The following is a 26,995-nucleotide window of genomic DNA, read 5'->3' on the forward strand; positions in this document are numbered from 1 at the left end:
TCGAGGGACGGCCTACCCTTAGCCCACCCCTGCCGCGGGCACCGGTCGGGAAGGGGAAAACACGCGAAAGGCCGGGGTGCGTGACGGCTGTGGTACAGCCGTCACGCACCCCGGCCGGGTGGCCGGGCCGCCCGGTCGGGCGGTCCGGCGCGTCAGGGGGTCGCGGAGGAGCCGAGCTCGTTGTCGAGGATGTCGAACAGCTCGTCCGCGGTGACCTCGTCGAGGTCCTGGCCGGGATCCGGGATCTCCGGCATGCCATACCCCTGGTCGTGGATCTGTGGTCCGTCGAGCCGGCCGGCCAACTCCCGCAGCCGCTCGGCCAGTCGTGCGCGCTCGGGGCCGACCGGCGGGGCGTCGGTCGTGAGCAGGGCCTCCAGCTTCTTGAGGTCGGCTTCCACGCCGGATACGGGGGTGGCGGGGACGAGCCGGGCCGCGATGTAGGCGGCGACCTCCGCCGCGCTCGGGTAGTCGAAGATCAGCGTGGCGGGCAGCCGCACTCCGCTGGCTGCCGTGAGCTGGTTGCGCAGTTCCACGGAGCCGAGCGAGTCGAAGCCCAACTCCCCGAAAGCGCGGTCGGGTTCGATGGCATCGCCGGAGGCGTGGCCGAGTACGGCGGCCGCGTGGCCGCGTACGACATCCAGGATGATCCGGGTCCGCTCCTCCTCGTCCCGCCCGGCGATCCGCTCGGCCAGCGAGGCACCCTTCGGTCCCCCTGCGGCGACCTGCTTGCGTGCCGCCCCCGGGACCATCGCCCTTAGCAAGGCGGGCAGTTCGTCGCTACGGGTCCGCAGCGCGCCCGCGTCCACCCGTAGCGGCACGGTGGCCGCGAGGCCCGAGGCGAGCGCGGAGTCGAACAGGGCCAGTGCTTCCGCCTCGGAGAGGGCGGGCGTGCCCGCGCGGCGCATGCGCTCCAGGTCGGCGTCGGTGAGGTGGGCCGCCATACCGGTGGTGACGGCCCAGAGGCCGAAGGCCATCGAGGTGGCCGGCAGGCCTTCCGCGTGCCGGTGGGCGGCGAGGGCATCGAGGAACACATTCGCCGCCGCGTAATTGCCCTGCCCGGCCGCCAGCACCAGACCACCCGCCGAGGAGAACATCACGAACGCCGACAAGTCGAGGTGACGCGTCAGCTCGTGCAGATGCCAGGCCGCATCCACCTTCGGACGCAACACCACATCCATCCGCTCAGCCGTCAACGCACCGATCACACCGTTATCAGCGACACCCGCCACATGGACCACACCCGACAGGGGACGCGCCGGATCCACATCGGCGAGGACGGCGGCCAGCGCCTCCCGGTCCGCCACATCACACGCGGAGACCGTGACCGAAGCACCCAGGCCGTTCAGATCGGCGAGCAGCTCCGGAACACCGGGAGCATCCGTGCCCCGGCGCCCCAGCAGCAACAGGTTCCGTACCCCGTGCTCGGTCACCAGGTGACGGGCCACGAGCGCACCCAGACCACCCGTACCACCCGTGATCAGCACCGTCCCGACCTCGTCCCACAGCGGCCCCGCACCGTCACCGACGGACACCCGGACCAGCCTCGGCACCGACACCTGACCCTCACGCACCGCCAACTCCGGCTCACCCAGGGCGAGGAGCTGCCTCAAGGCCACCGAGCCGTCGGTGTCGACCAGCACGAAGCGGCCCGGGTTCTCCGCCTGCGCAGCACGCACCAGACCCCACACCGGAGCCTGCCGCACATCCACCGGCTCACCCTCCACCACAGCCACCGCACCCCGCGTGACCACCACCAGCACCGCACCCTCGGGCCGCTCCACGGACAGCCAGTCCTGCACCGCCTCCAATGCCGACCGCACCGTCGTCCGCACATCGGCGAGTACGTCACCGCTGGTCGGCACACCGACGCAGTCGAAGACGACGTGGTCGGGTACGTCGGCGGCGGCCTGTCCGCTCACGGGCACGGGCTGCCAGCCGACCCGGAGCAGGGCGTCGCCCGCTCCCGCGCCGAGCTGTTCGGCCGACACAGGCCGGGAGAGGAGGGACTCCACCGACAGCACGGGGCGGCCGTGTTCGTCGGCGGCGGTCAGCGAGAGCCCGTCCTGCTGGGCGACCGGGGTGATCCGCACGCGCAGCGCCTTGGCCCCGGACGCGTGCAACGCCACCCCGTTCCAGGCGAAGGGCAGCAGGGTCTGCCCGCCGCCTTCACGGCCCGGGATGTCGAGCAGTCCGACGTGCATCGCCGCGTCCAGCAGGGCGGGGTGCAGCCCGAAGCGGGCGGCGTCCTCGTGGGCCTGTTCCGGCAGGCGCACCTCGGCGTAGAGGGCGTCGCCGAGTCGCCAGGCCGCGGTGAGGCCCTGGAACACCGGCCCGTAGTGATAGCCGGCCGCCGCGAGGTCGGGGTAGGCCCCGGTGACGACCAGCTCCTCGGCCCCGGCGGGCGGCCAGTCCGTCAGCCCCTCCGCCGCAACCGCTTCCGCCGTCGGGGCCAGCACGCCTTCGGCGTGGCGGGTCCACGGGAGGTCCGGCTCGTCGTCGGCGCGCGAGTGGACGGCCACGCTCCGGCGCCCCGTGTCGTCCGCCGCCCCGACCACGACCTGGACGGCGATCCCGCCTCTCGCGGGGAGGACCAGCGGAGCCTGCAGGGTGAGCTCCTCCAGCAGCCCGCAGCCGAGCCGTTCCCCCGCCCGGATGGCCAGCTCGACGAATCCGGTGCCCGGCAGCAGGACGCTGCCGAGGACGTCGTGGTCGGTGATCCAGCCGTGCGTGCCGGCGGTCAGACGTCCGGTGAGGACCGCGCCCCCGTCGTCGGGGAGAACGACGGCCGCGCGGAGCAGGGGGTGGTCGAGGGCGATCTGTCCGGAGTCGGCGGTGCCACCGGCGGCGGCGGGTGCCGTCATCCAGTAGCGGGAGCGCTGGAAGGGATACGTGGGCAGTTCGACGAGCCGGGCGCCGGTGGCGGCGTGGAAGGCCTGCCAGTCGACGTGCGCACCCGAGACGTGGAGCTGGGCGAGGGCGGTGACCAGGGTCTCCGCCTCGGGGCGGTTCTTACGGACCGTCGCAGCGAGAACGGCGTCGTCCAGAGTCCGCGCGGCGAGGCCCGTGAGCACCCCGTCCGGGCCGATCTCCAGGAACCGCGTGACGCCCTGCTGTGCGAGGGCCTCGACGGCGTCGGCGAAGCGGACCGCCTCACGGACCTGACCCACCCAGTACTCCGGCGACTGCCAGTCCGCACCCGGGCGCCCCGTCACCGTCGAGACGAATCCCACCTTCGGCTCGGCGTACGACAACTGCCGTGCGACAGACCGGAATTCGTCGAGCATCGGATCCATGAGCGCCGAGTGGAAGGCGTGCGAGACGGCAAGCCGGCTGGTCTTACGGCCGACGGCCGCAAAGTGCTCGCCGACCGCCAGAACCGCGGCCTCGACACCGGACACCACCACGGAATCGGGCCCGTTGATCGCCGCGATGCCCACCCCATCGGCGAGCAGCGGCAGGACCTCTTCCTCGGTGGCCTGTACGGCGAGCATCGCGCCACCCGCCGGCAGCGCCTGCATCAGCCGACCACGAGCCACCACCAGCCGGGCCGCATCCGCCAGGGACAGCACCCCCGCCACATGCGCGGCAGCCAGCTCACCGATCGAATGCCCGGCCACCACGTCGGGCCTGACACCCCACGCCTCCACCAGCCGGTACAGCGCCACCTCGACCGCGAACAGCGCGGGCTGCGTGACCGCGGTCGCGTTCAGCGCCTCCGCGTCCTCACCCCACACCACCTCGCGCAACGACCGCCCGAGGTGCGGGTCGACCTCGGCACACACCGCGTCGAACGCCTCCGCGAACGCGGGGAAGGCCTCGTACAGCTCGCGCCCCATCCCCAACCGCTGCGCGCCCTGCCCCGTGAACAGGAACGCCGTCGACCCCTTGCCCGCGACGCCCCGCACCACGCCCGGGTGCGACTCTCCCCCGGCCAGTGCGGCGAGTCCGGTCTCCCGGTCTCCCACCACCACCGCCCGGTGCTCCATGACACCGCGCGCCACGGCCAGGCCGTAACCGATGTCCTCGGAGCTGTGGTCCGCGGCCACGGCCAGCAGCCGCTCGGCCTGATCGGCCAGCGCCTCGCCGGTCTTCGCCGACAACAGCCATGGAATTACGGGCAGTTCGGTGACCATCTCGCGCACAGGCTCCTCCGGGGCCTGTTCCACGATCACGTGCGCGTTCGTGCCGCTCAGCCCGAACGAGGAGATCCCCGCCCGCCTCGGCCGGCCTTCGGTGGGGTCCCAGTCCCGGGACTTCGTGAGCAGTTCCACGTCGCCCGCCGACCAGTCGATCTGGTCCGAGCGTTCCTCCGCGTGCAGGGAGGGCGGCAGGACGCCGTGCCGCATCGCCATGACCATCTTGATGATGCCCGCGACGCCGGCGGCGGCCTGGGTGTGCCCGAAGTTCGACTTCACCGAGCCCAGCCACAGCGGCGGCTGTCCCTCGGCCCTGCCCTGGCCGTACGTGGCCAGTAGCGCCTGCGCCTCGATCGGGTCGCCGAGCCGGGTCCCCGTACCGTGCGCCTCCACCGCATCCACCTCGGCGGCCGTGAGGCCCGCGTCGGCGAGGGCCTGGCGGATGACCCGCTGCTGCGCGGGACCGTTCGGGGCGGTCAGGCCGTTGCTCGCACCGTCCTGGTTGAGCGCCGAGCCCCGCACCACCGCCAGCACCCGGTGCCCGTTGCGGCGGGCGTCCGACAGCCGCTCCAGCAGCAGGACCCCCGCGCCCTCGCCCCAGCCGGTGCCGTCCGCGCCCGCGCCGAAGGACTTGCAGCGGCCGTCCGGGGACAGTCCGCGCTGCTCGCTGAAGTACACCAGCATGTCGGGGGTGGACATGACGGTCACGCCACCCGCCAGGGCCAGGGAGCACTCCCCCGACCGCAGGGCCTGCGCCGCCATGTGCAGGGCGACCAGCGAGGAGGAGCAGGCCGTGTCCACCGTGACCGCCGGGCCCTCCAGGCCCAGCGTGTACGCGACCCGGCCGGAGACCAGGCTGCCTGCCGTGCCGCCCGCGTAGTCGTGGTACATCACCCCGGCGTACACGCCGGTACGGCTGCCCTTGAGTGCCGCCGGGTCGACTCCCGCCCGCTCGATCGCCTCCCAGGAGATCTCCAGCAGCAGCCGCTGCTGCGGGTCCATGATGAGCGCCTCGCGGGGGGAGATCCCGAAGAACGCCGGGTCGAACTCGGCCGCGTCGTAGAGGAATCCGCCGTCGCGGGCGTAGGACTTGCCGGGCGTGCCCGGCTCCGGGTCGTACACGCCCGGGTCCCAGCCCCGGTCGTCGGGTAGCGGGGCGATCGCGTCGACCCCGTCGGCGACCAACTGCCACAGTCCGTCGGGGCTGGTCACGCCTCCCGGGTAGCGGCAGGCCATGCCCACGATCACGATGGGGTCCTCGCCGCCCGCCTGTGCGGCGGAGGCGGCGGCGGCCGATGCCGTATCGGGTGCGGCGTCCGGGGTCCCGTCGAGGAGCTCCTGGACGTACGCGGCGACGGCCTCGGCCGTCGGGTAGTCGAAGATCAGCGTGGCCGGGAGCCGCAGTCCGGTCTCCGCGTCGAGCCGGTTGCGGAGTTCGACGGCGGTGAGCGAGTCGAAGCCCAACTCGTCGAAGGCGCGCCGGGGTTCGATGGCTTCGCCCGAGGCGTGCCCGAGGACCGCCGCGATCTTCGTACGGACCAGGTCGAGGACGGCGCCGGCCCGGTCGGCGCCGATCAGGCCGGCGAGTCGGGTGCGCAGGGCCGGGGATCCGGTACGGGCCGGGCGGCGGCCGGGGGCCCGTACGAGGCCCCGCAGCAGGGCGGGGGTCTCGTCGGCGTGTGCGCGGAGCACCCCGAGGTCCAGGCGTACGGGGACCGTGGCCGCCTCCCCCGAGCGCAGTGCGGCGTCGAAGAGTGCGAGGCCCCGGTCTGCGGGTACGGCGGGGGTGCCGGCCTGCCGCATCCGCTCCAGTTCGGCCGTGCCGAGCCGGGTGCCCATGCCGCCCGGGGTGTCCCAGAGGCCGAAGGCCAGGGAGGCGGCCGGGAGGCCTTCGGCGTGGCGGTGGGCGGCGAGGGCGTCGAGGAAGGCGTTCGCGGCGGCGTAGTTGGCCTGGCCCGTCGAGCCGAGGGTTCCGGCGACGGAGGAGAAGAGGACGAAGGCGGTGAGGCCGGGGCCGGGGCCGAGGTCCCGGGTCAGCTCGTGCAGGTGCCAGGCGGCGTCCGCCTTGGGTGCGAGGACGCCGCGCAGGCGCTCGGCCGTGAGCGAGGTGATCATCGCGTCGTCGAGTACGCCCGCCGCGTGGACGATTCCGCGCAGCGGGTGCGCCGGATCCACCCCGGCCAGAAGTGCGGCCACCGCGTCACGGTCGGCCACGTCGCACGCGGCGAAGGCGACCGCCGCACCCGACTCCGCCAGTTCCGAGCGGAGTTCTTCGGCGCCGGGGGCCTCCGCTCCGCGTCGGCCCGCGAGCAGCAGGTGGCGTACGCCGTGTTCGGCGACCAGGTGGCGGGCCACGAGCGCGCCCAGCCCACCCGTGCCACCCGTGATCAGCACCGTCCCGGCCGGATCCCACACCGTCTCGGGCCCGGCGGGAGCGGTGGCGGTGACCCGGACCAGCCGGGGGACCAGCGTCCGGCCCTCCCGGATCGCCGCCTCCGGTTCGTCACCGGCCCGTACGGGGCCGGAGTCCGCGGTTCCGTCCGTGTCGAGGAGTACGAAACGGCCGGGGTTCTCCGCCTGCGCCGCGCGTACCAGACCCCACACCGGGGCCTGCCGTACGTCGACCGGCTCGCCGTCGCCCACGCAGACGGCGCCGCGCGTGACGACGACGAGGGAGGCGGCGGCGAACCGCTGGTCGGCGAGCCACTGGTGCAGGACGCCCAGGACCCGTTCGGCCACGGCGTGGACGGCGGACGGCACGTCCTCGACCTCGTCCTTCCCCCTGTCCTCGTCTGCCGGTGCGCACTCCAGGACCACCGTGCCGTCCACGGGGCCTTCGGCGGGTACGTCCTCCCAGCGCAGCCACTCCCCCGGCGCGGCGGAGTGGTCGGCGGGCTGCCAGGCGACCCGGTAGAGCGGGTCCGCGGCCGCGCCTCCGGTCCCGGACGCTTCCAGCGCCCGGCCGACGACACCGCCGACCGCCGCGACCGGGGCGCCGGAGGCGTCCGCGATGTCCAGGGCGAGGCTCTGCGGGGTCGGCCGGGAGATCCGTACGCGCGCGGCCGAGGTGCCGGCCGCGAACAGCCGTACGTCCTTCCACACGAACGGCAGCACCGTGCCGCCGTCGTGGCCCTCGCCGCCGTCCACCAGTGCGGCGTGCATCGAGGCGTCGAGCAGCGCCGGGTGCAGCCCGTACGCCTCCGGCCGCACGTCCTGCTCCAGTGCGACCTCGGCGTAGAGGGCGCCGTCGAGCCGCCAGGCGGCCGTCAGCCCCTGGAAGGCCGGCCCGTACGCGAGGCCTTGCTCGCGCAGCGCCTCGTACGCCCCGTCGAGGGGGAGGGCGACCGCGCCCGGCGGGGGCCAGGCGGTCAGGTCGAAGGCGGGCGCGTCCGCGGCCTCGGCCAGCACGCCTTCCGCGTGCAAGGTCCAGTCGGGCCCGGCGAGGCTCTCGTCCCTCGCGTACACCCCGACGCTGCGCCGGCCCGAGTCGTCGGCGGCTCCGACGACGACCTGCACGGCGGCGGCGCCGTCCTCGGGGAGTACGAGGGGCGCGTGGAGGGCCAGCTCTTCCAGAACGTCACAGCCGACGTGGTCGCCCGCGCAGATCGCCAGCTCCACGAACCCCGCACCGGGGAAGAGGATCGCGTCCCGCACCACGTGGTCGGCGAGCCAGGGCTGCGCGGCGACGGCGAGCCGTCCGGTGAGTACGGCGCCGCCCGAGTCGGCGAGCGTCACGACCGAGCCGAGCAGGGGGTGGGCGTGGCCGGCGCTCCCCGGCTTCACCGCGTCGATCCAGAAGCGGGTGCGCTGGAAGGAGTACGTGGGGAGGTCGACGCGGCGGGCGCCTGCGGCGGCGTAGAAGGCCTGCCAGTCGACGCGTACGCCGGAAACGTGCAGGTGGGCGAGGGCGGTGACAAGGGTCTCCGCCTCGGGGCGGTTCTTGCGGACGGCCGCGACGAGGAGGGCCTCGTCCAGGATCTGCGAGGCGAGACCGGTGAGGATCCCGTCGGGGCCGATCTCCAGGAAGCGGGTGACGCCCTGCTGTGCGAGGGCCTCGACGGCGTCGGCGAAGCGGACCGCCTCGCGGACCTGGCCGACCCAGTACTCCGGCGACTGCCAGTCCGTGGAGACCGTGCCGGTGACGGTCGACACCACCGGGACGGTCGGCTCGTTGAACGTCAACTGGGCTGCTATGGCCCTGAATTCGTCGAGCATTGGGTCCATCAGCGCCGAGTGGAAAGCGTGCGAGACGGCCAGCCGGCTCGTCTTCCGCCCGGTGGAGGCGAAGTGCTCGCCGACGGCCAGGGCTGCGGCTTCGACACCCGAAACCACCACTGACCGCGGCCCGTTGACCGCCGCGATGCCCACCCCATCGGCGAGCAGCGGCAGGACCTCTTCCTCGGTGGCCTGTACGGCGAGCATCGCGCCACCCGCCGGAAGCGCCTGCATCAGCCGACCGCGAGCCACCACCAGCCGGGCCGCGTCCGCCAGGGACAGCACCCCCGCCACATGGGCGGCAGCCAGCTCACCGATCGAGTGCCCGGCCAGCACATCGGGCCTGACACCCCACGCCTCGACCAGCCGGTACAGGGCGACTTCGAAGGCGAAGAGCGCCGGCTGCGTGATCGCCGTGGCGTTCAGCGCCTCCGCGTCCTCACCCCACACCACCTCGCGCAACGACCGCCCAAGGAGTGCGTCGACCTCCGCACACACCGCGTCGAAGGCCTCCGCGAACACCGGGAACGCGGCGTACAACTCCCGCCCCATCCCCAGCCGCTGCGCACCCTGCCCCGTGAACAGGAACGCCGTCCGCCCACCGGCCTGCGCCTGGCCGACGACCACCCCGGGGTGGTCCTCCCCCACGGCGAGCGCCTCCAGAGCGGCGAGCGCGCCCGCCCGGTCGCCGACCACCACCGCGCGGTGCTCGAACAGGGACCTCGACGTCGCCAGGGAGTACCCGATGTCCTCGGGCCCGTGCTCGCGGGCCACGCCCAGCAGCCGCTCCGCCTGCCCGGCCAGGGCCTGCGCGGTCTTCGCCGACACCGCCCACGGCGCGACGGGCAGTCCGGCGCCGGCGGCCGGCTCACCGCCCGTGGCCTGCTCCGCCGCCTCCTGCCCCGCCTGCTCCGGGGCCTGCTCCACGATCACGTGCGCGTTCGTGCCGCTGAGCCCGAAGGAGGAGATCCCCGCCCGCCTCGGCCGGCCCTCGGCCTGCCACGGCCGGGCCTCGGTGAGGAGTTCCACGTTCCCCACCGACCAGTCCACCTGGTCCGACGGGGCGTCCACGTGGAGGGTCCGCGGCAGGACTCCGGCCCGCATGGCCATGACCATCTTGATGATGCCCGCGACGCCGGCGGCGGCCTGGGTGTGCCCGAAGTTCGACTTCACCGAGCCCAGCCACAGCGGCTGCCCCGCCGGGCGCTTCTTCCCGTACGTGGCCAGCAGCGCCTGCGCCTCGATCGGGTCGCCGAGCCGGGTCCCCGTACCGTGCGCCTCCACCGCATCCACTTCGGCCGCGCTGAGACCCGCGTCGGCGAGGGCCTGGCGGATGACCCGCTGCTGCGCGGGACCGTTGGGTACGGTCATCGCGCTCGACGCGCCGTCCTGGTTGACCGCCGACCCGCTGACGAGTGCCAGCACCGGGTGGCCGTTGCGCCGTGCGTCGGAGAGCCGCTCCAGCAGCAGGACGCCCGCGCCCTCGCCCCAGCCGGTGCCGTCGGCGGCGGCGGCGAAGGGCTTGCAGCGGCCGTCCGGGGCGAGGCCGCGCTGCTCGCTGAAGTACACGAGCATGTCGGGGGTGGACATGACCGTCACACCGCCGGCCAGCGCGAGTGAGCATTCCCCGGACCGCAGGGCCTGGGCCGCCATATGGAGGGCGACCAGCGAGGAGGAGCAGGCCGTGTCGACGGTGACCGCCGGGCCCTCCAGCCCGAGCGTGTAGGCGGTGCGGCCGGAGACGAAGCTGCCCGCGCTGCCGTCGGCGTAGTCGTGGTACATCACCCCGGCGTACACGCCGGTGCGGCTGCCCTTGAGGGTGGTCGGGTCGACTCCGGCCCGCTCGATCGCCTCCCAGGAGATCTCCAGCAGCAGCCGCTGCTGCGGGTCCATGGCCAGCGCCTCGCGCGGGCTGATCCCGAAGAACGCCGGGTCGAATTCGGCCGCGTCGTAGAGGAACGCGCCGTCGCGGGCGTAGGACTTGCCGGGCGTGCCCGGCTCCGGGTCGTACACGCCCGGGTCCCAGCCCCGGTCGGCCGGGAAGCCGGACACCGCGTCGGTGCCCTCGGCCACCAGCCGCCACAGCTCCTCCGGCGTGCCGGCCCCTCCGGGGTAACGGCAGGCCATGGCCACGATCGCGATCGGGTCGTTGCCCGCCGCGGTGAGCCGTGCGTTCTCCTCGCGCAGCCGCTCGTTGTCGGTGAGCGATTTGCGCAGTGCTGCTACGACCTGTTCCACCGATGTGCTGCTCACGTCATCCTCATCATCCAGGTCGGGGTCAGCTGAGTTCGCCGCCGGCCATGGCGGCTCGTACGAGGTCGTCCACGTCCATCTCTTCGATGGCGGGGCCCTGTTCTGCTTCGGCGGCCTCGGCGGGAGCCGTCCGCGACGCCAGGCCGAGCAGTGCGTCGAGGAGTCCGGCTTCGCGCAGGCGTGCGGCGGGGATCGACAGCAGGGCCCGCTTGATGCCCTCCTCGTCGAGGGGTGCGCCGGTCTCGGCGGCAGCCGGCTCGGGCGCCAGTTCCTCCAGCAGGAACCCGGCCAGGGCCGCCGAGTTGGGGTAGTCGAACATCAGGGTGGCGGGCAGCCGCAGCCCGGTCGCCTTCTGGAGCCGGTTGCGCAGTTCGATGGCGCCGAGGGAGTCCAGGCCGAGCTCGGTGAAGCCCCGGTCGGCCGCCACGCCGGCCGTGTCGCCGTGGCCGAGTACGGCGGCCGCGTGGCCCCGTACGAGCTCCTCCAGGTAGCGGGACTGTTCCGGTCCGGCCGGCAGCCCCGCGAGCTTGGCCCGCACCAGGGAGCCGCCGGTGTCGCCCGAGCCCGCGGCCGGGACCGCGGCGGGCTTGGGCCCCTTGCGGGCGGGCGGGCCGGTCAGGGCCCGCAGCAGGGCCGGGATCTCGTCGGCCCGCTCGCGCAGGGCGGCGCGGTCGAGCCGGACGGGTGCCAGCAGGGCTTCGTCCAGGCCCAGCGCCACGTCGAACAGCGCGAGCCCGTCGGCGAAGGACAGCTCCAGCACCCCGGAGCGGCTCATCCGGCGCAGGTCGGCGTCGGTGAGTTCGGGTCCCTCGCCGACCGTGCCCTCCCACAGGCCCCAGGCCAGGGAGGTCGCGGCGAGTCCGGCGGCGCGGCGGTCGGCGGCCAGGGCGTCGAGGAAGACGTTGGCCGCCGCGTAGGTGGCCTGCCCGGCGGAGAGGATCTGGCCGCCGGCCGAGGAGTACAGCACGAACGCCGACAGGTTCAGGTCCCTGGTCAGTTCGTGGAGGTGCCAGGCGGCGTCCACCTTGGGCCGCAGCACCTTGCCGACCTGCTCCTTGGTGACGGCGCCGACCAGCGCGTTGTCCATCACGCCGGCGGCGTGCACGACCCCGGTCAGCGGGTGTTCGGCGGGGATCTCGTCGAGGAGCGCGGCGAGCGCGTACCGGTCGGCCGCGTCGACGGCGACGATGCGCACCGTCTCCGCGCCGAACTCCCGGAGTTCTGCGTCCAGTTCGGCCGCGCCCGGGGCCTCCGCACCCCTGCGGCTGGTGAGCACGAGGTGGCGTACGCCCTGCTCGGCGACCAGGTGCCTGGCGAGTACCGAGCCCAGCAGTCCGGTGCCGCCGGTGATCAGGACGGTGCCGTCCGGGTCCCACGCCGGGGAGTCCGCGCCACCGCTCGTGGCGACGTATCGGGGCACCAGGACCTCGCCCCGGCGGAGGGCGATCTCCGTCTCGGCCGAGGCCACGGCTGCGGGCAGGGCCGCCACCGATGCGGGGTCCGCGTCGAGGTCGACGACGGTGAAGCGGCCCGGGTTCTCGGCCTGGGCGGCGCGCATCACGCCCCACAGCGGGGCCTGTACGCAGTCCACGCCGTCCGCGCCTTCGCCATCTCCCGTATCCACGGCGCCGCGCGTGACGAGGACCAGGCGCGAGTCGGCGAACCGCTCGTCGGCGATCCACTGGGCGAGCGTGTCGAGCAGTCGTCCCACCGAGGTGCGGACCTGCTCGGGCACACCGCCGGTGGTACCGAAGACGTCGGAGATGTCGGGTGCGGTCAGCACGACCGTGCCCGGGACCCGAGGCTCCGAGGTGAGTTCGGCGAGCGAGGGGACCGACCGGAAGCCTGCCAGGGCGGCCCCGACGACGACCAGGTCGTCCGCCGGGACCGGCTCGGCGGACGGCTGCCGGCTCTGCCAGTCGATGCGGAACAGGGCGGCGCCCCGGCCGTCGCCGGCGCCGTCGCCCGCCAGCTGCTCGGCGGACACCTCGCGCACCACCAGCGACTCGACCGTGGCCACCGGCTCGCCCGTCGGTGCGGTGATCCGCAGGGCGACGGAGTCGGGGCCCGGCTTGGTCAGCCGTACGCGCAGGGCGGCGGAGCCGGTGGCGTGCAGGGTGACGCCGTTCCAGACGAACGGGAGGGCGGCCCGTACGGGGCCCTCGTGGTCCGCGTCGAAGATCCGCTCCGCGTGCAGGGCGGCATCGAGCAGGGCGGGGTGCAGGGCGAACGCGGCGGCGTCGGTGCGGGCGTGGTCGGGCAGGTTGATCTCGGCGAAGAGCTCGTCGCCGCGCCGCCAGGCCGCCGCCAGGCCCTGGAAGACCGGGCCGTACCCGTAGCCGAGGCCCGCGAGGTCCTCGTACATGCCGCTCACGTCGACCGGGCGGGCGCCGGCCGGGGGCCAGGCCTCCAGGTCCGGGACGACGGGAGCCGGCTCGGCGGCGAGGACACCACGGGCGTTGCGCGTCCACGGGGCGTCGGCGGCCTGGTCCTCGGCCCGCGAGTACAGGGTAACGTCACGCCGCCCGGACCCGTCCGCCTCGCCCACGACGACCTGTACGGCGACCCCGGCCCTGGCCGGCAGCAGCAGCGGGGTTTCCTGGGTCAGCTCCTCCAGCCTGGCGCAGCCCGCCTCGTGGCCGGCGCGGAGCGCCATCTCCACGTAGGCGGTGCCGGGCAGCAGGACACTGCCGTGGACGGCGTGATCGGCGAGCCAGGGGTGCGTGGCGACGGAGATCCGGCCGGTGAGGACGGGGGCTCCGGTCTCCGGGGAGACGACCACGGCGCTGAGCAGCGGGTGCCCGGCGGGCAGCTGCCCGAGGCCGGCGGCGTCACCGACGGCGGCGGGGGCGTCGAGCCAATAGCGGGTGCGCAGGAACGCGTAGGTGGGGAGGTCGACGCGGCGGGCGCCGGTGGCGGCGTGGAAGGCTTCCCAGTCGACGGTGACGCCGGTGGTGTGCAGCCGGGCGAGGGCGGTGACCAGGGTCTCGGCCTCGGAGCGGTTCTTGCGCACGGTCGCGGCCAGTACGGCGGCGTCGTCCAGGATCTGGGCGGCGAGGCCGGTGAGGATGCCGTCGGGGCCGATCTCCAGGAAGCGGGTGACGCCCTGCTGTGCGAGGGCCTCGACGGCGTCGGCGAAGCGGACCGCCTCCCGGACCTGACCGACCCAGTAGTCCGGGGACTGCCAGTCAGTGGCGGCCCGGCCGGTGACGGTGGAGACGGCGGGGATGCGCGGCTCGTTGAAGGTCAACTGGGCTGCGATGGCCCGGAATTCGTCGAGCATCGGGTCCATCAGCGCCGAGTGGAAGGCATGCGAGACCGCGAGCCGGCTGGTCTTCCGCCCGGCAGCCGCGAACTGCTCGCCGACCGCCAGGACGGCGGCTTCGGTACCCGAAACCACCACCGAACGAGGGCCGTTGACAGCGGCAATACCGACCTCATCGGTGAGCAGCGGCAGGACTTCCTCTTCGGTGGCCTGTACGGCGAGCATCGCGCCACCCGCCGGCAGCGCCTGCATCAGCCGACCGCGCGCCACGACCAGCCGGGCCGCATCCGCCAGGGACATCACCCCCGCCACATGGGCGGCAGCCAGCTCACCGATCGAGTGCCCGGCCACCACGTCGGGCCTGACACCCCATGACTCCACGAGGCGGTACAGCGCCACCTCGACCGCGAACAGCGCGGGCTGGGTGACCGCGGTCGCGTTCAGCGCCTCCGCGTCCTCGCCCCAGACCACCTCGCGCAACGACCGCCCGAGGTGCCCGTCCACCTCCGCGCACACCGCGTCGAAGGCCTCCGCGAACACCGGGAAGGAGTCGTACAGTTCGCGTCCCATTCCGAGGCGCTGCGCGCCCTGCCCGGTGAACAGGAACGCCGTCCTTCCGGCCGCCCGCGCGGATCCTCGTACGCCGTCGCCGTCGCCGTCGCCTTCGCCCTCGCCCTCGGCGAAGGCTTCGAGGGCGCTCAGTGCGTCGTCCGCGTCCACGGCCAGGACCACCCCGCGGTGTTCCAGAGCCGCCCGGCTGGTGGCCAGGGTGTACGCGACGTCGCGGAGGTCCAGTTCCGGTTCGTCGAGCAGGCGGGTGCGCAGGGCCAGGGCCTGGCGGGCCGGGGCGTCCGCGTCGGAGCCGGACAGCACCAGGGGCAGCGGGAAGCCGGCCGCGGGTCGGTGCCCCGTTTCCGCCGCCGCACGAGCCTCTTGCGGGGCCTCTTCGACGATCAGGTGGGCGTTGGTGCCGCTGAGACCGAAGGAGGAGACGGTGGCGCGGCGCGGCCGGTCCGTTCGCCGCGGCCAGGGCCTGGCCTCGGTGAGCAGCCGGACGTTTCCGGCCTCCCAGTCGACCTCGGGCGAGGCCTCGTCCACGTGCAGGGTCTTGGGCATCAGGTCGTTGCGCAGCGCCATGACGGACTTGATGACGCCGCTGACGCCGGCCGCCGCCTGGGCGTGGCCGATGTTGGACTTGATGGAGCCGAGCCACACCGGGTCGTCCGCGGGCCGTCCCTGCCCGTAGGTCGCGAGGAGGGCCTGCGCCTCGATGGGGTCGCCGAGCCGGGTGCCCGTGCCGTGGCCCTCGACGAGGTCCACGTCGGCCGTGGTGAGGCCGCTCACGGCGAGCGCGCGCTGGATGACCCGTTGCTGCGAGGGGCCGTTGGGGGCGGTGAGTCCGTTGCTGGCGCCGTCCTGGTTGATGGCGGAGCCGCGGATCACGGCGAGGACCTCGTGGCCGAGGCGCTGTGCGTCGGAGAGCCGCTCGATGAGGAGCAGGCCGACGCCTTCCGCCCAGCCGGTGCCGTCCGCGCCGCCCGCGAAGGCCTTGCAGCGGCCGTCGGCGGAGAGGCCGCGCTGTTGGGCGAACTCCACGTAGATCTCGGGGGTCGACATGACGGTGACGCCGCCCGCGAGGGCCATGGCGACCTCGCCGCGCCGCAGGGCCTGGCAGGCCATGTGGAGGGCGACCAGGGAGGAGGAGCAGGCGGTGTCGACGCTGACGGCGGGGCCTTCGAGGCCGAGGGTGTAGGCGACGCGGCCCGTGAGGATGGAGGCCGCGGTGCCGTTGCCGAGGTAGCCGGCGACGTCGTCGGGGATGTGCTGGAGGCGGGAGCCGTAGTCGTGGTACATCACGCCGGCGTAGACGCCGGTCTGGCTGCCGCGCATGGCGGTCGGGTCGATGCCGGCCCGTTCGAAGGCCTCCCAGGCGGCTTGCAGCAGGAGCCGCTGCTGCGGGTCCATGGCGATGGCCTCGCGGGGGCTGATGCCGAAGAAGGCCGGGTCGAACTCGGCGGCGTCGTAGAGGAATCCGCCTTCGCGGGCGTACGTCTTGCCGTGCAGGCCCGGCTCGGGGTCGTAGATGGCGTCGGTGTCCCAGCCGCGGTCGGCGGGGAAGTCGGCTATGGCGTCGCGGCCTTCGGCGACGAGTTCCCACAGGTCCTCGGCGGAGCGGACCCCGCCGGGGAAGCGGCAGCTGATGCCGACGATCGCGATGGGTTCGTCGTCCGAGAGCACCACGGGGGCCGCTTCGGCCTGTGTGCCGGCGGATTCGGTGTCGGTGCCGCCGAGTTCGGTGTCGAGGTAGTCGGCGACGGCGCGGGTGGTCGGGTAGTCGAAGACGAGGGTGACGGGGAGTCGCAGTCCGGTGGCGGAGTTGAGGGCGTTGCGCAGCTCCACCGCGGCGAGGGAGTCGAAGCCGAGTTCCTTGAAGGCGCGCTCGGCGCCGATGGTGTCGGCGGACTCGTGGCCGAGGACGGCGGCGACCTGGCCCGCGACGAGGTCGAGGAGGGCCCGGCGGCGTTCGGCGGCGGTGAGGGAGGCGAGTCTGCGGGCGAGCGGGTCGCCGCCGGGTGCGGCGTTGGCGGCGGCGCGCCGGGTCGTGGGCCGGGCGGTGGCGGCGGCCGCGCGCAGTAGCGGCGGGATGTCGGCGCCGCGGGCCTGGAGGGCGGCAGGGTCGACGAGGAGGGGGGCGAGCAGGGCGTGGCGGGTGCGCAGGGCTTCGTCGAAGAGTTCGATGCCGCGGGCGGCGGGCAGGGCGGGGAGGCCGAGCCGGTTCATCTTCTCGACGTCGGCGTCGGTGAGTTCGCCGCCGAGCCCGGTGTTGACGGCCCACAGCCCGTACGCGAGGGAGGTCGCGGGCAGGCCGGCGGCGTGCCGGTGGGCGGCGAGGGCGTCGAGGAACACGTTGGCGGCCGCGTAGTTGCCCTGTCCGGCGGGCAGGACGAGCCCGCCGGCGGAGGAGAACATCACGAACGCGGACAGGTCGAGTTCGCTGGTGAGTTCGTGCAGGTGCCAGGCGGCGTCCGCCTTGGGCTTGAGGACGGTGTCGAGGCGTTCGGGGGTCAGCGTGCCGATCAGGCCGGGGTCGACCACTCCCGCCGCGTGGACGATGCCGCGCAGCGGGTGCTCGTCCGCAATGCCGGCGAGGACCCCTTCCAGCGCGGTCCGGTCGGCTGCGTCACAGGCGGCGATCCGGACGTCCAGGGCCCCGGCCGCGCGGAGCCGGTCGTGGAGTTCGGCGGCGCCGGGGGCGTCCGGGCCGCGGCGGCTGGTGAGCAGCAGGTGGCGTACGCCGTGCCGTTCGACGAGGTGGTGGGCGATGCGGGCGCCGAGGCCGCCGGTGCCGCCGGTGATCAGGACGGTGTCGTCGCCGTTCCAGGGGGTGTCGGCCTCGGGTACGGAGGTCCGCACCAGTCTTGGGATGAGGAACCGGCCGTCGCGCAGGGCGAGTTCGGGCTCTCCCTGGGCCAGGGCCGCGGCCGCGATGGCCGGGAACTCCGACGTGTCGACGTCCGGGTCGGTGTCGAGGAGGACGATCCGGCCCGGGTTCTCGGCCTGGGCGGCGCGGACGATGCCCCACACGGGGGCCTGCGTCAGGTCGGGGGCGGTGTCCCCGCCGGTCGCGACGGCCCTGCGGGTGACGACCACCAGGGTGGTGAACTCGAACCGCTCGTCCGTCAGCCAGGACTGCAGCAGCCCGAGCACGTACGAGGTGATGGTGCGCGTCGCTTCGAGCACGGGCCGGCCCACCGGGGTGGGGCAGCAGGCCAGGACGACGGCCGACGGGTCGCCGAGGATGGCCAGTCCGTACTCGTCGAGGACGACGGTGGAGGACGGCAGGGGTTCGGCCGGCTCCGGGAGCGGGGTCCACTCGACGTGGTGCAGGGCGTCGGAGAGGGTGCCGTCGGCCGGCTCCAGCTGCTCGGCGGAGACGGGGCGGCAGATCAGCGAGGACACGGTCATCACGGGGCTGCCGGTCTCGTCGGCGACGACCATCGCCGACTCCTCCGCGCCGCGGATGCGGCGTACGTACACGCGCAGTGCGGCGGCTCCGGTCGCGTGCAGGGACACCCCGCTCCAGGCGAAGGGCAGCAGGGCTTCGGTGCCGCCCTCGCCCTGGTCGACGAGGACGTCCACGTGCATGGCGGTGTCGAGCAGCGCCGGGTGCAGCCCGTAGTCGGCGGCTTCGGCGCGTACGGAGTCGGGCAGGGCGACCTCGGCGAACAGTTCGTCGCCGCGCCGCCAGGCCGCCGTCAGGCCCTGGAAGGCGGGGCCGTAGCCGTAGCCGCGTGCGCGCAGCCGCTCGTAGGCCCCGTCGACGTCCACGGGGGTGGCGCCGCGCGGGGGCCACTGCGTGAGGTCGGCGTCGACGTGCGGGGGTGCGCCGGTGGCGAGGAAGCCGGTGGCGTGGCGGGTCCAGGAGTCCTCGGGGGCTCCGTCGAGGCGGGAGTGGATGTGCAGGGGGCGGCGGCCCGAGGCGTCGGGGGCTCCGGCGGCGACGCGCAGGGCCGCGCCGCCGGTGGCGGGCAGGACGAGCGGCGCCTCCAGGGTCAGTTCCTCCAGGAGGTCGCAGCCGACCTGGTCGCCGAGGCGTACGGCGAGCTCGACGAAGCCGGTGCCGGGCAGGAGCACGGCGCCGTGCACGGCGTGGTCGGCGACCCAGGGCTGGCCGCCGGCGGAGAGCCGGCCCGTGAGGACCACGGATCCGGAGTCGGGCGACAGGACGGCCGCGCTGAGGACGGGGTGGTCGACGGGGTCCAGTCCGGCCGAGCCGACGTCCCCGGCCTTGGCGGGTACGTCGAGCCAGTACCGCTTGCGCTGGAAGGCGTACGTGGGCAGGTCGACGAGCGGGCCGGTCCGGCCCTGGGCCCCGAGGACGGCGGGCCAGTCGACGCCGGCTCCGCGCGCCCAGGCCGCGCCGATGCCGGACAGGGCCTCGCGGGCCTCGTCGCGGTCGCGGCGCAGCAGCGGGACGAAGGCGGTGTCCTCGTCGGCGGCGGATCCGACTCCGAGCGCGGTCAGTACCGCGTCGGGGCCGATCTCCAGGAAGGTGCGGGCGCCGAGCTCCTCGGTGCGGCGTACCGCGTCGGCGAACCGGACGGGCTCGCGGACCTGGCCGACCCAGTACTCCGGGGACCGCCACTGCGTGGACAGCTCTCCGGTGACGGTGGAGACCACGGCGAGGCGCGGTTCGGCGAAGGTCAACTCGCCGACGATCGCCCGGTATTCGTCGAGCATCGGCTCCATCAGGGCCGAGTGGAAGGCGTGCGAGACGGCGAGCCGGCTGGTCTTGCGGTCGGCTGCGGCGAAGTGCTCGCCGACGGCCAGGACGGCGGCCTCGGCACCGGACACCACCACCGACCGGGGGCCGTTGACCGCCGCGATGCCCACCCCGTCGGTGAGCAGGGGCAGGACCTCCTCCTCTGTCGCCTGTACGGCCACCATCGCGCCGCCGGCCGGCAGCGCCTGCATCAGCCTGCCGCGGGCGACGACCAGTCGGGCCGCGTCGGCCAGGGAGAGCACTCCCGCGACGTGGGCGGCGGCCAGTTCGCCGATGGAGTGTCCGACGACCAGGTCGGGGGTAAGCCCCCAGGCCTCGACCAGCCGGAACAGGGCCACCTCGAAGGCGAACAGGGCGGGCTGGGCGAGCGCGGTCGCGTTCAGCGCTTCCGCGTCCTCGCCCCACGTCACCGCGCGCAGCGACTGCCCGAGGTGCGGGTCGATCTCCGCGCAGGCAGCGTCGAAGGCGGCCGCGAACACCGGGTAGGCCTCGTACAACCCGCGGCCCATGCCGAGGCGTTGGGCGCCCTGGCCGGTGAACAGGAAGGCGGTCTTGGCGTCCTGCGCGGTCGTGGCGTCCGCGAGCTTCTCCAGGGCGCGGTCGAGCTCGGCCCGGTCGGCGCCGAGGGCGACGGCCCGGTGTTCCAGGGCCGCCCTGCCGGTGGCCAAGGTGAGGGCGGCGGGGGCCAGTTCCCCGTCGGCCAGCTCCGCGAGCCGCGCGCGCAGCCGGTCGGCCTGGGCGCGCAGGGCCTCGGGGGTGGCGCCGGAGACCGTCCAGGGGAGGGCAGGGAGGGCGGGAAGCGCCGTCGCAGCCGCGGTCTCCTCGGTGTGCTCGGGCCGCGCCTGCTCGATGATCACGTGGGCGTTGGTGCCGCTGATCCCGAAGGAGGAAACACCGGCCCGCCGCACCCCGCCGGGCGTCTGCCACTCGCGTGCCTCGGTGAGCAGTTCCACCTCTCCCGCCGACCAGTCCACCTGGTCGGAGGGGGTGTCCGCGTACAGGGTCCGCGGGAGCACGCCGTGGTGCATCGCCTGGACCATCTTGATGATGCCCGCGACGCCGGCGGCGGCCTGCGTGTGGCCCATGTTGGACTTGATGGAGCCCAGCCACAGCGGCCGGCCCTCGGGGCGCTCCTGCCCGTAGGTCTCCAGGAGGGCCTGTGCTTCGATCGGGTCGCCCAGCCGGGTCCCCGTACCGTGCGCCTCGACCACGTCGACCTCGGCGGCCGTGAGGCCCGCGTCGGCGAGGGCCTGGCGGATGACCCGCTGCTGCGCGGGACCGTTCGGGGCGGTCAGGCCGTTGCTGGCACCGTCCTGGTTGAGGGCGGAGCCCCGCACCACCGCCAGCACCCGGTGCCCGTTGCGGCGTGCGTCCGACAGCCGCTCCAGCAGCAGGACGCCCGCGCCCTCGCCCCAGCCGGTGCCGTCCGCGCCCGCACCGAAGGACTTGCAGCGGCCGTCGGAGGCGAGGCCGCGCTGGCGGGCCATGTCGAGGAAGGTGTCGGGGGTGGACATGATCGTGACGCCGCCGGCGAGGGCCAGCGAGCACTCCCCCGCCCGCAGGGAGCGGGCAGCCATGTGCAGGGCGACGAGAGAGGAGGAGCAGGCGGTGTCGACGCTGACGGCGGGGCCTTCGAGGCCCAGCACGTAGGACACCCGGCCGGAGACCACGCTGGCGAGGCTGCCGTTGCCGTGGTAGCCGGCCACGTCCTCGGGGAGCGGGCCGAGGCGCAGTCCCCAGTCGTGGTACATCACGCCGGCGAAGACCCCGGTCGAACTGCCCTTCACGGACCGGGGGTCGATCCCGGCGCGCTCGAAGGTCTCCCAGGCGACCTCCAGCAGCAGTCGCTGCTGCGGGTCCATGGCCTGGGCCTCGCGCGGGCTGATGCCGAAGAACGCCGGGTCGAACCGAGCGGCGTCGTAGAGGAAGGCGCCCTCGGTGGAGTAGGTCTTGCCCGGCTTGCCGATCTCCGGGTCGTAGAGGTCGCCGTCCCAGCCGCGGTCGGTGGGGAAGGGGCCGATGGCGTCGGAGCCTTCCGCGACGAGCTGCCACAGCTCCTCCGGCGAGCCGACCCCGCCCGGGTAGCGGCAGGCCATGCCGACGATGACGATCGGGTCGGCGGTGGCGTCCGCGGCCTGCGTACGGGTCGTGGCCGCCGGGGCGGCCGCGGGTGCGGCCGAGCCGACGAGCTTGGTCACCAGGTGTTCGGCCAGGGCCGTCGCCGTGGGGTAGTCGAAGGTCAGGGTCACGCTCAGGCGCAGGCCGGTCGCGGTGGCGAGCCGGTTGCGCAGTTCCACGGCGGCGAGGGAGTCGAAGCCCGTCTCGGTGAACGCCCGGGTCGCGGTGACCTCCTCGGCGCTCTGGTAGCCGAGCACGGCCGCGGCCTCGGTGCGGACCAGCCGCAGGACGGTGGCCAGGCGGTCGGCCGCGCCGAGTTCCGCGAGGCGGGCCGCGAGCGGCGCCGGTCCGCCGGCCGCGGTGGCGCTGCCGGCCGCGGTCCCCGTCCCGGCGGCGGAGCGGCGTACGGGGGTGCGGACGAGGGCCCGCAGCAGGGTGGGGGTGCCGTCCGTACGGGCCCGTACGGCGCGCGCGTTGACGCGTACGGGGACCACGGCCGGTTCGTCGCCGGTCAGGGCCTTGTCCAGCTGGGCGAGGTTCTCCGCGAAGGACAGCGAGTCCAGGCCGAGCCGCTCGATGCGGGTGAGGGCGGCCGCGTCGAGGCTCGCGCCCATCCCGCCGCCGCCGGCCCACAGGCCCCAGGCGAGCGAGGTGACGACCTGGCCGGCGGCCGCGCGGCGGGCGGCGAGGGCGTCGAGGAAGAGGTTGGCGGCGGCGTAGTTGCCCTGGCCGGCGCCGTCGAGGACGGTCGAGGCGGAGGAGAAGAGCACGAAGGCCGTGAGGTCGAGGCCGGCCGTCAGCTCGTGCAGGTTCCAGGCGGCGTCCACCTTGGGCCGCAGGACGGTGTCCAGGCGCTCGGGCGTGAGGGAGCCGACGAGCCCGTCGTCGATGACGCCGGCCGCGTGGACCACGGCCGTCAGCGGGTGCGCGGCGGGGACGGCCGCGAGCAGTGCGGCCAGGGCGTCCCGGTCGGCGACATCGGTGGCGGTGACGGTGGCCTCGGCCCCCAAGTCGGCGAGGTCCGCGAGGAGTTCGCGTGCTCCTGGTGCGTCCGGTCCGCGCCGGCTGGTGAGCAGCAGGTGCCGTACGCCGTGCTCGCGGACGAGGTGGCGGGCGAGTTCGGCGCCCACGCCGCCGGTGCCGCCGGTGATCAGTACGGTGCCGGACTCGCCCCAGGGCGCGGGGCGTTCCTCATCGGGGGCCGGTACTGCGGCCAGTCTCGGCACGTACGACTCGGCGCCGCGCAGGGCGAGTTCGGGCTCCGAGGTGGCGGCGAGGGCGCGGCCGAGGAGGGCCGGTCCGGCCTCGTCGGTGTCGGTGTCGGTGTCGGTGTCGGTGTCGGTGTCGACGAGCGTGAAGCGGCCCGGGTTCTCGGCCTCGGCGGACCGGACGAGGCCCCATACGGGCGCCTGCGCGAGGTCGACGTCGGTGCCGGGTACGGCGGCCCCGGCGCGGGTGACGACGGCGAGGCGGGACTCCGCGTGGCGCTCGTCGGCCAGCCAGGCCCGTACGGCGGCCAGCGCGTCGGCGGTGACGGCGCGGACGGCGCCGGGCACGTCCTCGCCCGCCGGGGTCGGGAGGGTCCGGTACACGACGACGGGCGGCACGGCCCCGTCCGCGATCTCCCCGAGCTCGGCGAACTCGACCGCCTGTGCGGGCAGTTCGAGCGGGTTCCACCGTACGGCGAGCAGCGGGTCGGAGCGGTCCCCGGCGAGCTGGTCCGCGGTGACGGCGCGCAGCAGCAGGGACTCGACGCGGGCCACGGGGGCACCGGCCGCGTCGGCGACGGTCACCTCCAGTTCCTCGCGGCCGCGCGCGGTGATCCGTACGCGGACGGCGGAGGCCCCGGCCGCGTACAGCGCGACCCCGTTCCACGAGAAGGGGATCCAGGTCCCCTCGGGCCGATTGCCGGCGGCGGAGAGGGCGTGGTCGGCGGGGTGCAGGGCGGCGTCGAGCAGGGCCGGGTGCAGTCCGTAGGCCGCGGCGTCGGCGCGCGTCGGCTGCGGGGGTTCGACCTCGGCGAAGACCTCGCCGTCCCGGAGCCAGGCGGCGCGGACGCCGTGGAAGGCGGTGCCGTAGCCGTAGCCCTCGTCGGCCATGTCCGCGTACAGGGTGCTGACGTCGAGCGGGACGGCTCCGGCCGGCGGCCACTGCCCGGCGAGGGCGGAGGTGTCCGCTTCGGGGGCGGCGGGGGCCAGGACGCCGGTGGCGTGCCGTACCCAGCCGTCCTCGGCGCCGTCCTCGTTCTCCGTGGCGTCCGGGGCGTCGGGCCGCGAGTAGCACTCGACGGTGCGGCGGCCGGAGGCGTCGGCGGGCGCGACGACGACCTGGAGGGCGACTCCGCCCGACGCGGGCAGCACCAGCGGGGACTGGAGGGTGAGCTCCTCGACGAGCGCGCAGCCCGTCTCGGCCCCGGCCCGCAGGGCGAGTTCGACGAAGGCGGTGCCCGGGAGCAGGGTGACCCCGGCGATGGTGTGGTCGGCGATCCACGGGTGGGTGCGCAGCGAGAGCCGGCCGGTGAGCACGGTGGCGCCGGCGCCGCCCGCCAGGTCGACGACCGAGCCCAGAAGGGGGTGCTGGGCGGCGAGTTGGCCGAGCCCGGAGGGGTCGCCGGCGGACCGCTCGGAGGTGAGCCAGTAGCGGCGGGTGCGGAAGGCGTAGGTGGGCAGGCCTTCGACGCGGCGGGTGGGACGGCCGGCGTACACGGCCCGCCAGTCGAGGTGCGCGCCGCGGGCGTGGGCGAGTCCGGCGGCGCCGAGCGCCTCGCGGGCCTCGTCCTTGCCGGCGCGCAGCAGAGGGGCGAAGACGGTGTCGGCCTCGCGCTCCTCGGGCAGGCAGTTCTGGCCGAGGGCGCTGAGTACGCCGTCGGGGCCGAGTTCCAGGAAGGTGCGGACGCCGCCCTGCGTGAGCAGCCAGTCCAGGGCGTCGGAGAAGCGGACGGCCTCGCGGACGTGGCCGGTCCAGTAGTCGGGCGAGCGCAGTTCCCCGGAGGTCGCGAGCCGGCCGGTGACGGTGGAGACGAGGGGGATGCGGGGCGCGGAGTAGGTGAGGATGGAGGCGATCCGCCGGAACTCCTCCAGCATCGGCTCCATGAGCGGCGAGTGGAAGGCGTGGCTGACCTGGAGCCGCTTGGTCTTGCGGCCCTGTGCGGCGAAGCGCTCGGCGAGCTCGCGCACGGCGCCGTCCGCGCCGGAGAGCACGAGGGAGTCGGGTCCGTTGACGGCGGCGATCGCCACCTGCTCCCCGAGGAACGGAAGCACCTCTTCCTCGGTGGCCTGGACGGCGATCATGGCTCCGCCCGGGGGCAGTTCCTGCATCAGCCTGCCGCGGGCGGCGACGAGGGTGGCGGCGTCCTCCAGGTTCAGTACGCCGGCGACGTGCGCGGCCGCGATCTCGCCGATGGAGTGCCCGGCGAGGAAGTCGGGGCGGACGCCCCAGGACTCCACGAGCCGGAAGAGCGCGACCTCGACGGCGAACAGCGCGGTCTGCGCGTAGCGGGTCTCGTCGAGGCGGGCGGCGTCCTCGGAGCCCGGCTCGGCGAACAGCACGTCCCACAAAGAGGTGTCGAGCTGCAGGTCGAGCCAGCCGATGGCGTCGGCGAGGGCGTCCGCGAAGACCGGGTAGACGTCGTGGAGCCGGCGGCCCATGGCGAGGCGCTGGCTGCCCTGCCCGGTGAACAGGAACGCGAGCCGCCCCGCGGGCAGCGCTCCGCTCCGGGTTCCGGGGCCGGCTTCGCCGGCGGCGAGGGCGGTCAGCCCGGCCAGCAGCTCGTCGCGGTCGGCGGCGACCACGACGGCACGGTGCTCCAGCGCGGCCCGTCCGGTGCCGAGGGCGTACCCGAGGTCGTGGGGCCCGATCTCGGGCCGCCCGCCCAGGAACTCCACGAGCCGCCCGGACTGCGCCCGCAACCCCTCCCCGGACCGCGCCCCGACGGCCACGAGCGCCGGTTCGGCGCCCCCGCCGACCAGCGCGGTATCCTCGCCGGACGGGGCGCCTTCGCCGACGTCGAACAACGAGGCATCCCCGCCGAGGCATTCGGCCGCGCCCCCGCCCGCGGGCGCGGCGGAGTCCCCCCCATCGGGACCGGCGTCCCCGCTTCGATACGCGTCGACGCCCCCGTCACGGGAGCCGGCGTCCCCACCCATGGACGCACCCGAGCCCCCGGCAGGGGACCCGGCGGAGCCCTCCTCGCCCACGCGGGCGGCACCCGCACCACGCAGTGCGGCCTCCCCGCCGACGGGACCGGCGTCCCCGCTCGGGTACGCGTCGCCCCCGGTACGGGACCCGGCGTCCCCACCGGCAGGCGCGGCGGCCTCCCCGGCAGGCGCCACGGCGGAGACGCCCCCGCCTGCGGGAACGGCACCCGCACCGGAACCGGCCGCCCCCGCGAACGACCCGGCCGAGCCCCCCGCAGGGGACTCCGCAGGGGGTTCCTCCACGATCACGTGGGCGTTCGTGCCGCTGATGCCGAAGCCGGAGACTCCCGCGCGGCGCGGGCGGTCCTGCGTCTGCGGCCACGGGACCGGCTCGGTGAGCAGGCGTACGGTGCCCGCCGACCAGTCGACGTTCCCGCTCGGGGCGTCCACGTGCAGGGTGCGCGGGAGCACCCCGTTCCGCAGCGCCATGATCATCTTCATCAGGCCGGCCACACCCGCCGCGGCCTGGGTGTGCCCGAGGTTGGACTTCACCGAGCCCAGCCACAGCGGCCGGTCCTCGGGCCGGTCCTTGCCGTACGTGGCGATCAGCGCCCGCGCCTCGATCGGGTCGCCCAGCGTCGTACCGGTGCCGTGCGCCTCGACCGCGTCCACCTCGCCCGCCGAGAGCCCCGCGTCGGCGAGGGCCTGCAGGATGACGCGCTGCTGGGCGGTGCCGCTCGGGGCGGTGAGGCCGTTGCTCGCGCCGTCCTGGTTGACGGCCGAGCCGCGGATGACGGCGAGCACCTCGTGCCCGTTGCGCCGCGCGTCGGACAGCCGCTCCACCACCAGCAGGCCGACGCCCTCGGCGAAGGAGGTGCCGTCGGCGCCCGCCGCGAAGGCCTTGATCTGCCCGTCGGGGGCGAGCCCGCGCTGCCGGCTGAACTCCGTGAACAGGCCGGGGGTGCTCAGTACGGTGACACCGCCCGCCAGCGCCATGGAGCACTCGCCGCGGCGCAGCGACTGGACGGCCAGGTGCAGGGAGACCAGCGATCCGGAGCAGGCGGTGTCGACGGTCAGCGCCGGCCCCTCCAGGCCCAGCGCGTACGCGACGCGCCCCGAGGTGACGCTGAGGGCGCCGCCCGTGACGAGGTACCCGGTGAGGCTCTCGGGGGCGTCCTGCACGCGCGGCCCGTATTCGGAGGGGCCCGCGCCGATGAACACCCCGGTACGGCTGCCGCGCAGCGAGGTCGGGTCGATCCCGGTGCGCTCCAGCGCCTCCCAGGCCGTCTCCAGCAGCAGCCGCTGCTGCGGGTCCATGGCGAGGGCCTCGCGCGGGCTGATCCCGAAGAACTCGGCGTCGAACTCGGCCGCGTCGTGCAGGAACCCGCCGGTGCGCGTGTAGCAGGTGCCGGGCACGGTGGGGTCGTCGTCGAACAGCGCGTCGAGGTCCCAGCCTCGGTCGTCGGGGAAGGGGCCGACGGCGCTGCCGCCGCGGTCGACGAGGTCCCACAGCTCCTCGGCCGAGCGGATCCCGCCGGGGAAGCGCCCGCTGATGCCGACGACGGCGATGGGCTCGCCGTCGAAGGCC

2 protein-coding genes are annotated in these 26,995 nt (G+C 74.8%); both read right to left on the minus strand.

The window, feature by feature from the left end; all coding sequences use genetic code 11:
* Positions 1 to 152: 152 nt before the first annotated feature.
* Positions 153 to 10,604, minus strand: a complete 10,452-nt coding sequence (locus OG625_RS08120; protein ID WP_329377775.1) for an SDR family NAD(P)-dependent oxidoreductase — start codon at positions 10,602 to 10,604, stop codon at positions 153 to 155.
* A 25-nt stretch (positions 10,605 to 10,629) separates the two neighbouring features.
* The gene (locus tag OG625_RS08125) at positions 10,630 to 26,976 is read right to left on the minus strand and encodes an SDR family NAD(P)-dependent oxidoreductase (RefSeq protein ID WP_443067875.1); all 16,347 of its coding nucleotides are present in this window, start codon (positions 26,974 to 26,976) and stop codon (positions 10,630 to 10,632) included.
* Between the last annotated feature and the right edge of the window lie 19 nt (positions 26,977 to 26,995).

The sequence above is a fragment of the Streptomyces sp. NBC_01351 genome, from assembly GCF_036237315.1.
GTDB lineage: Bacteria > Actinomycetota > Actinomycetes > Streptomycetales > Streptomycetaceae > Streptomyces.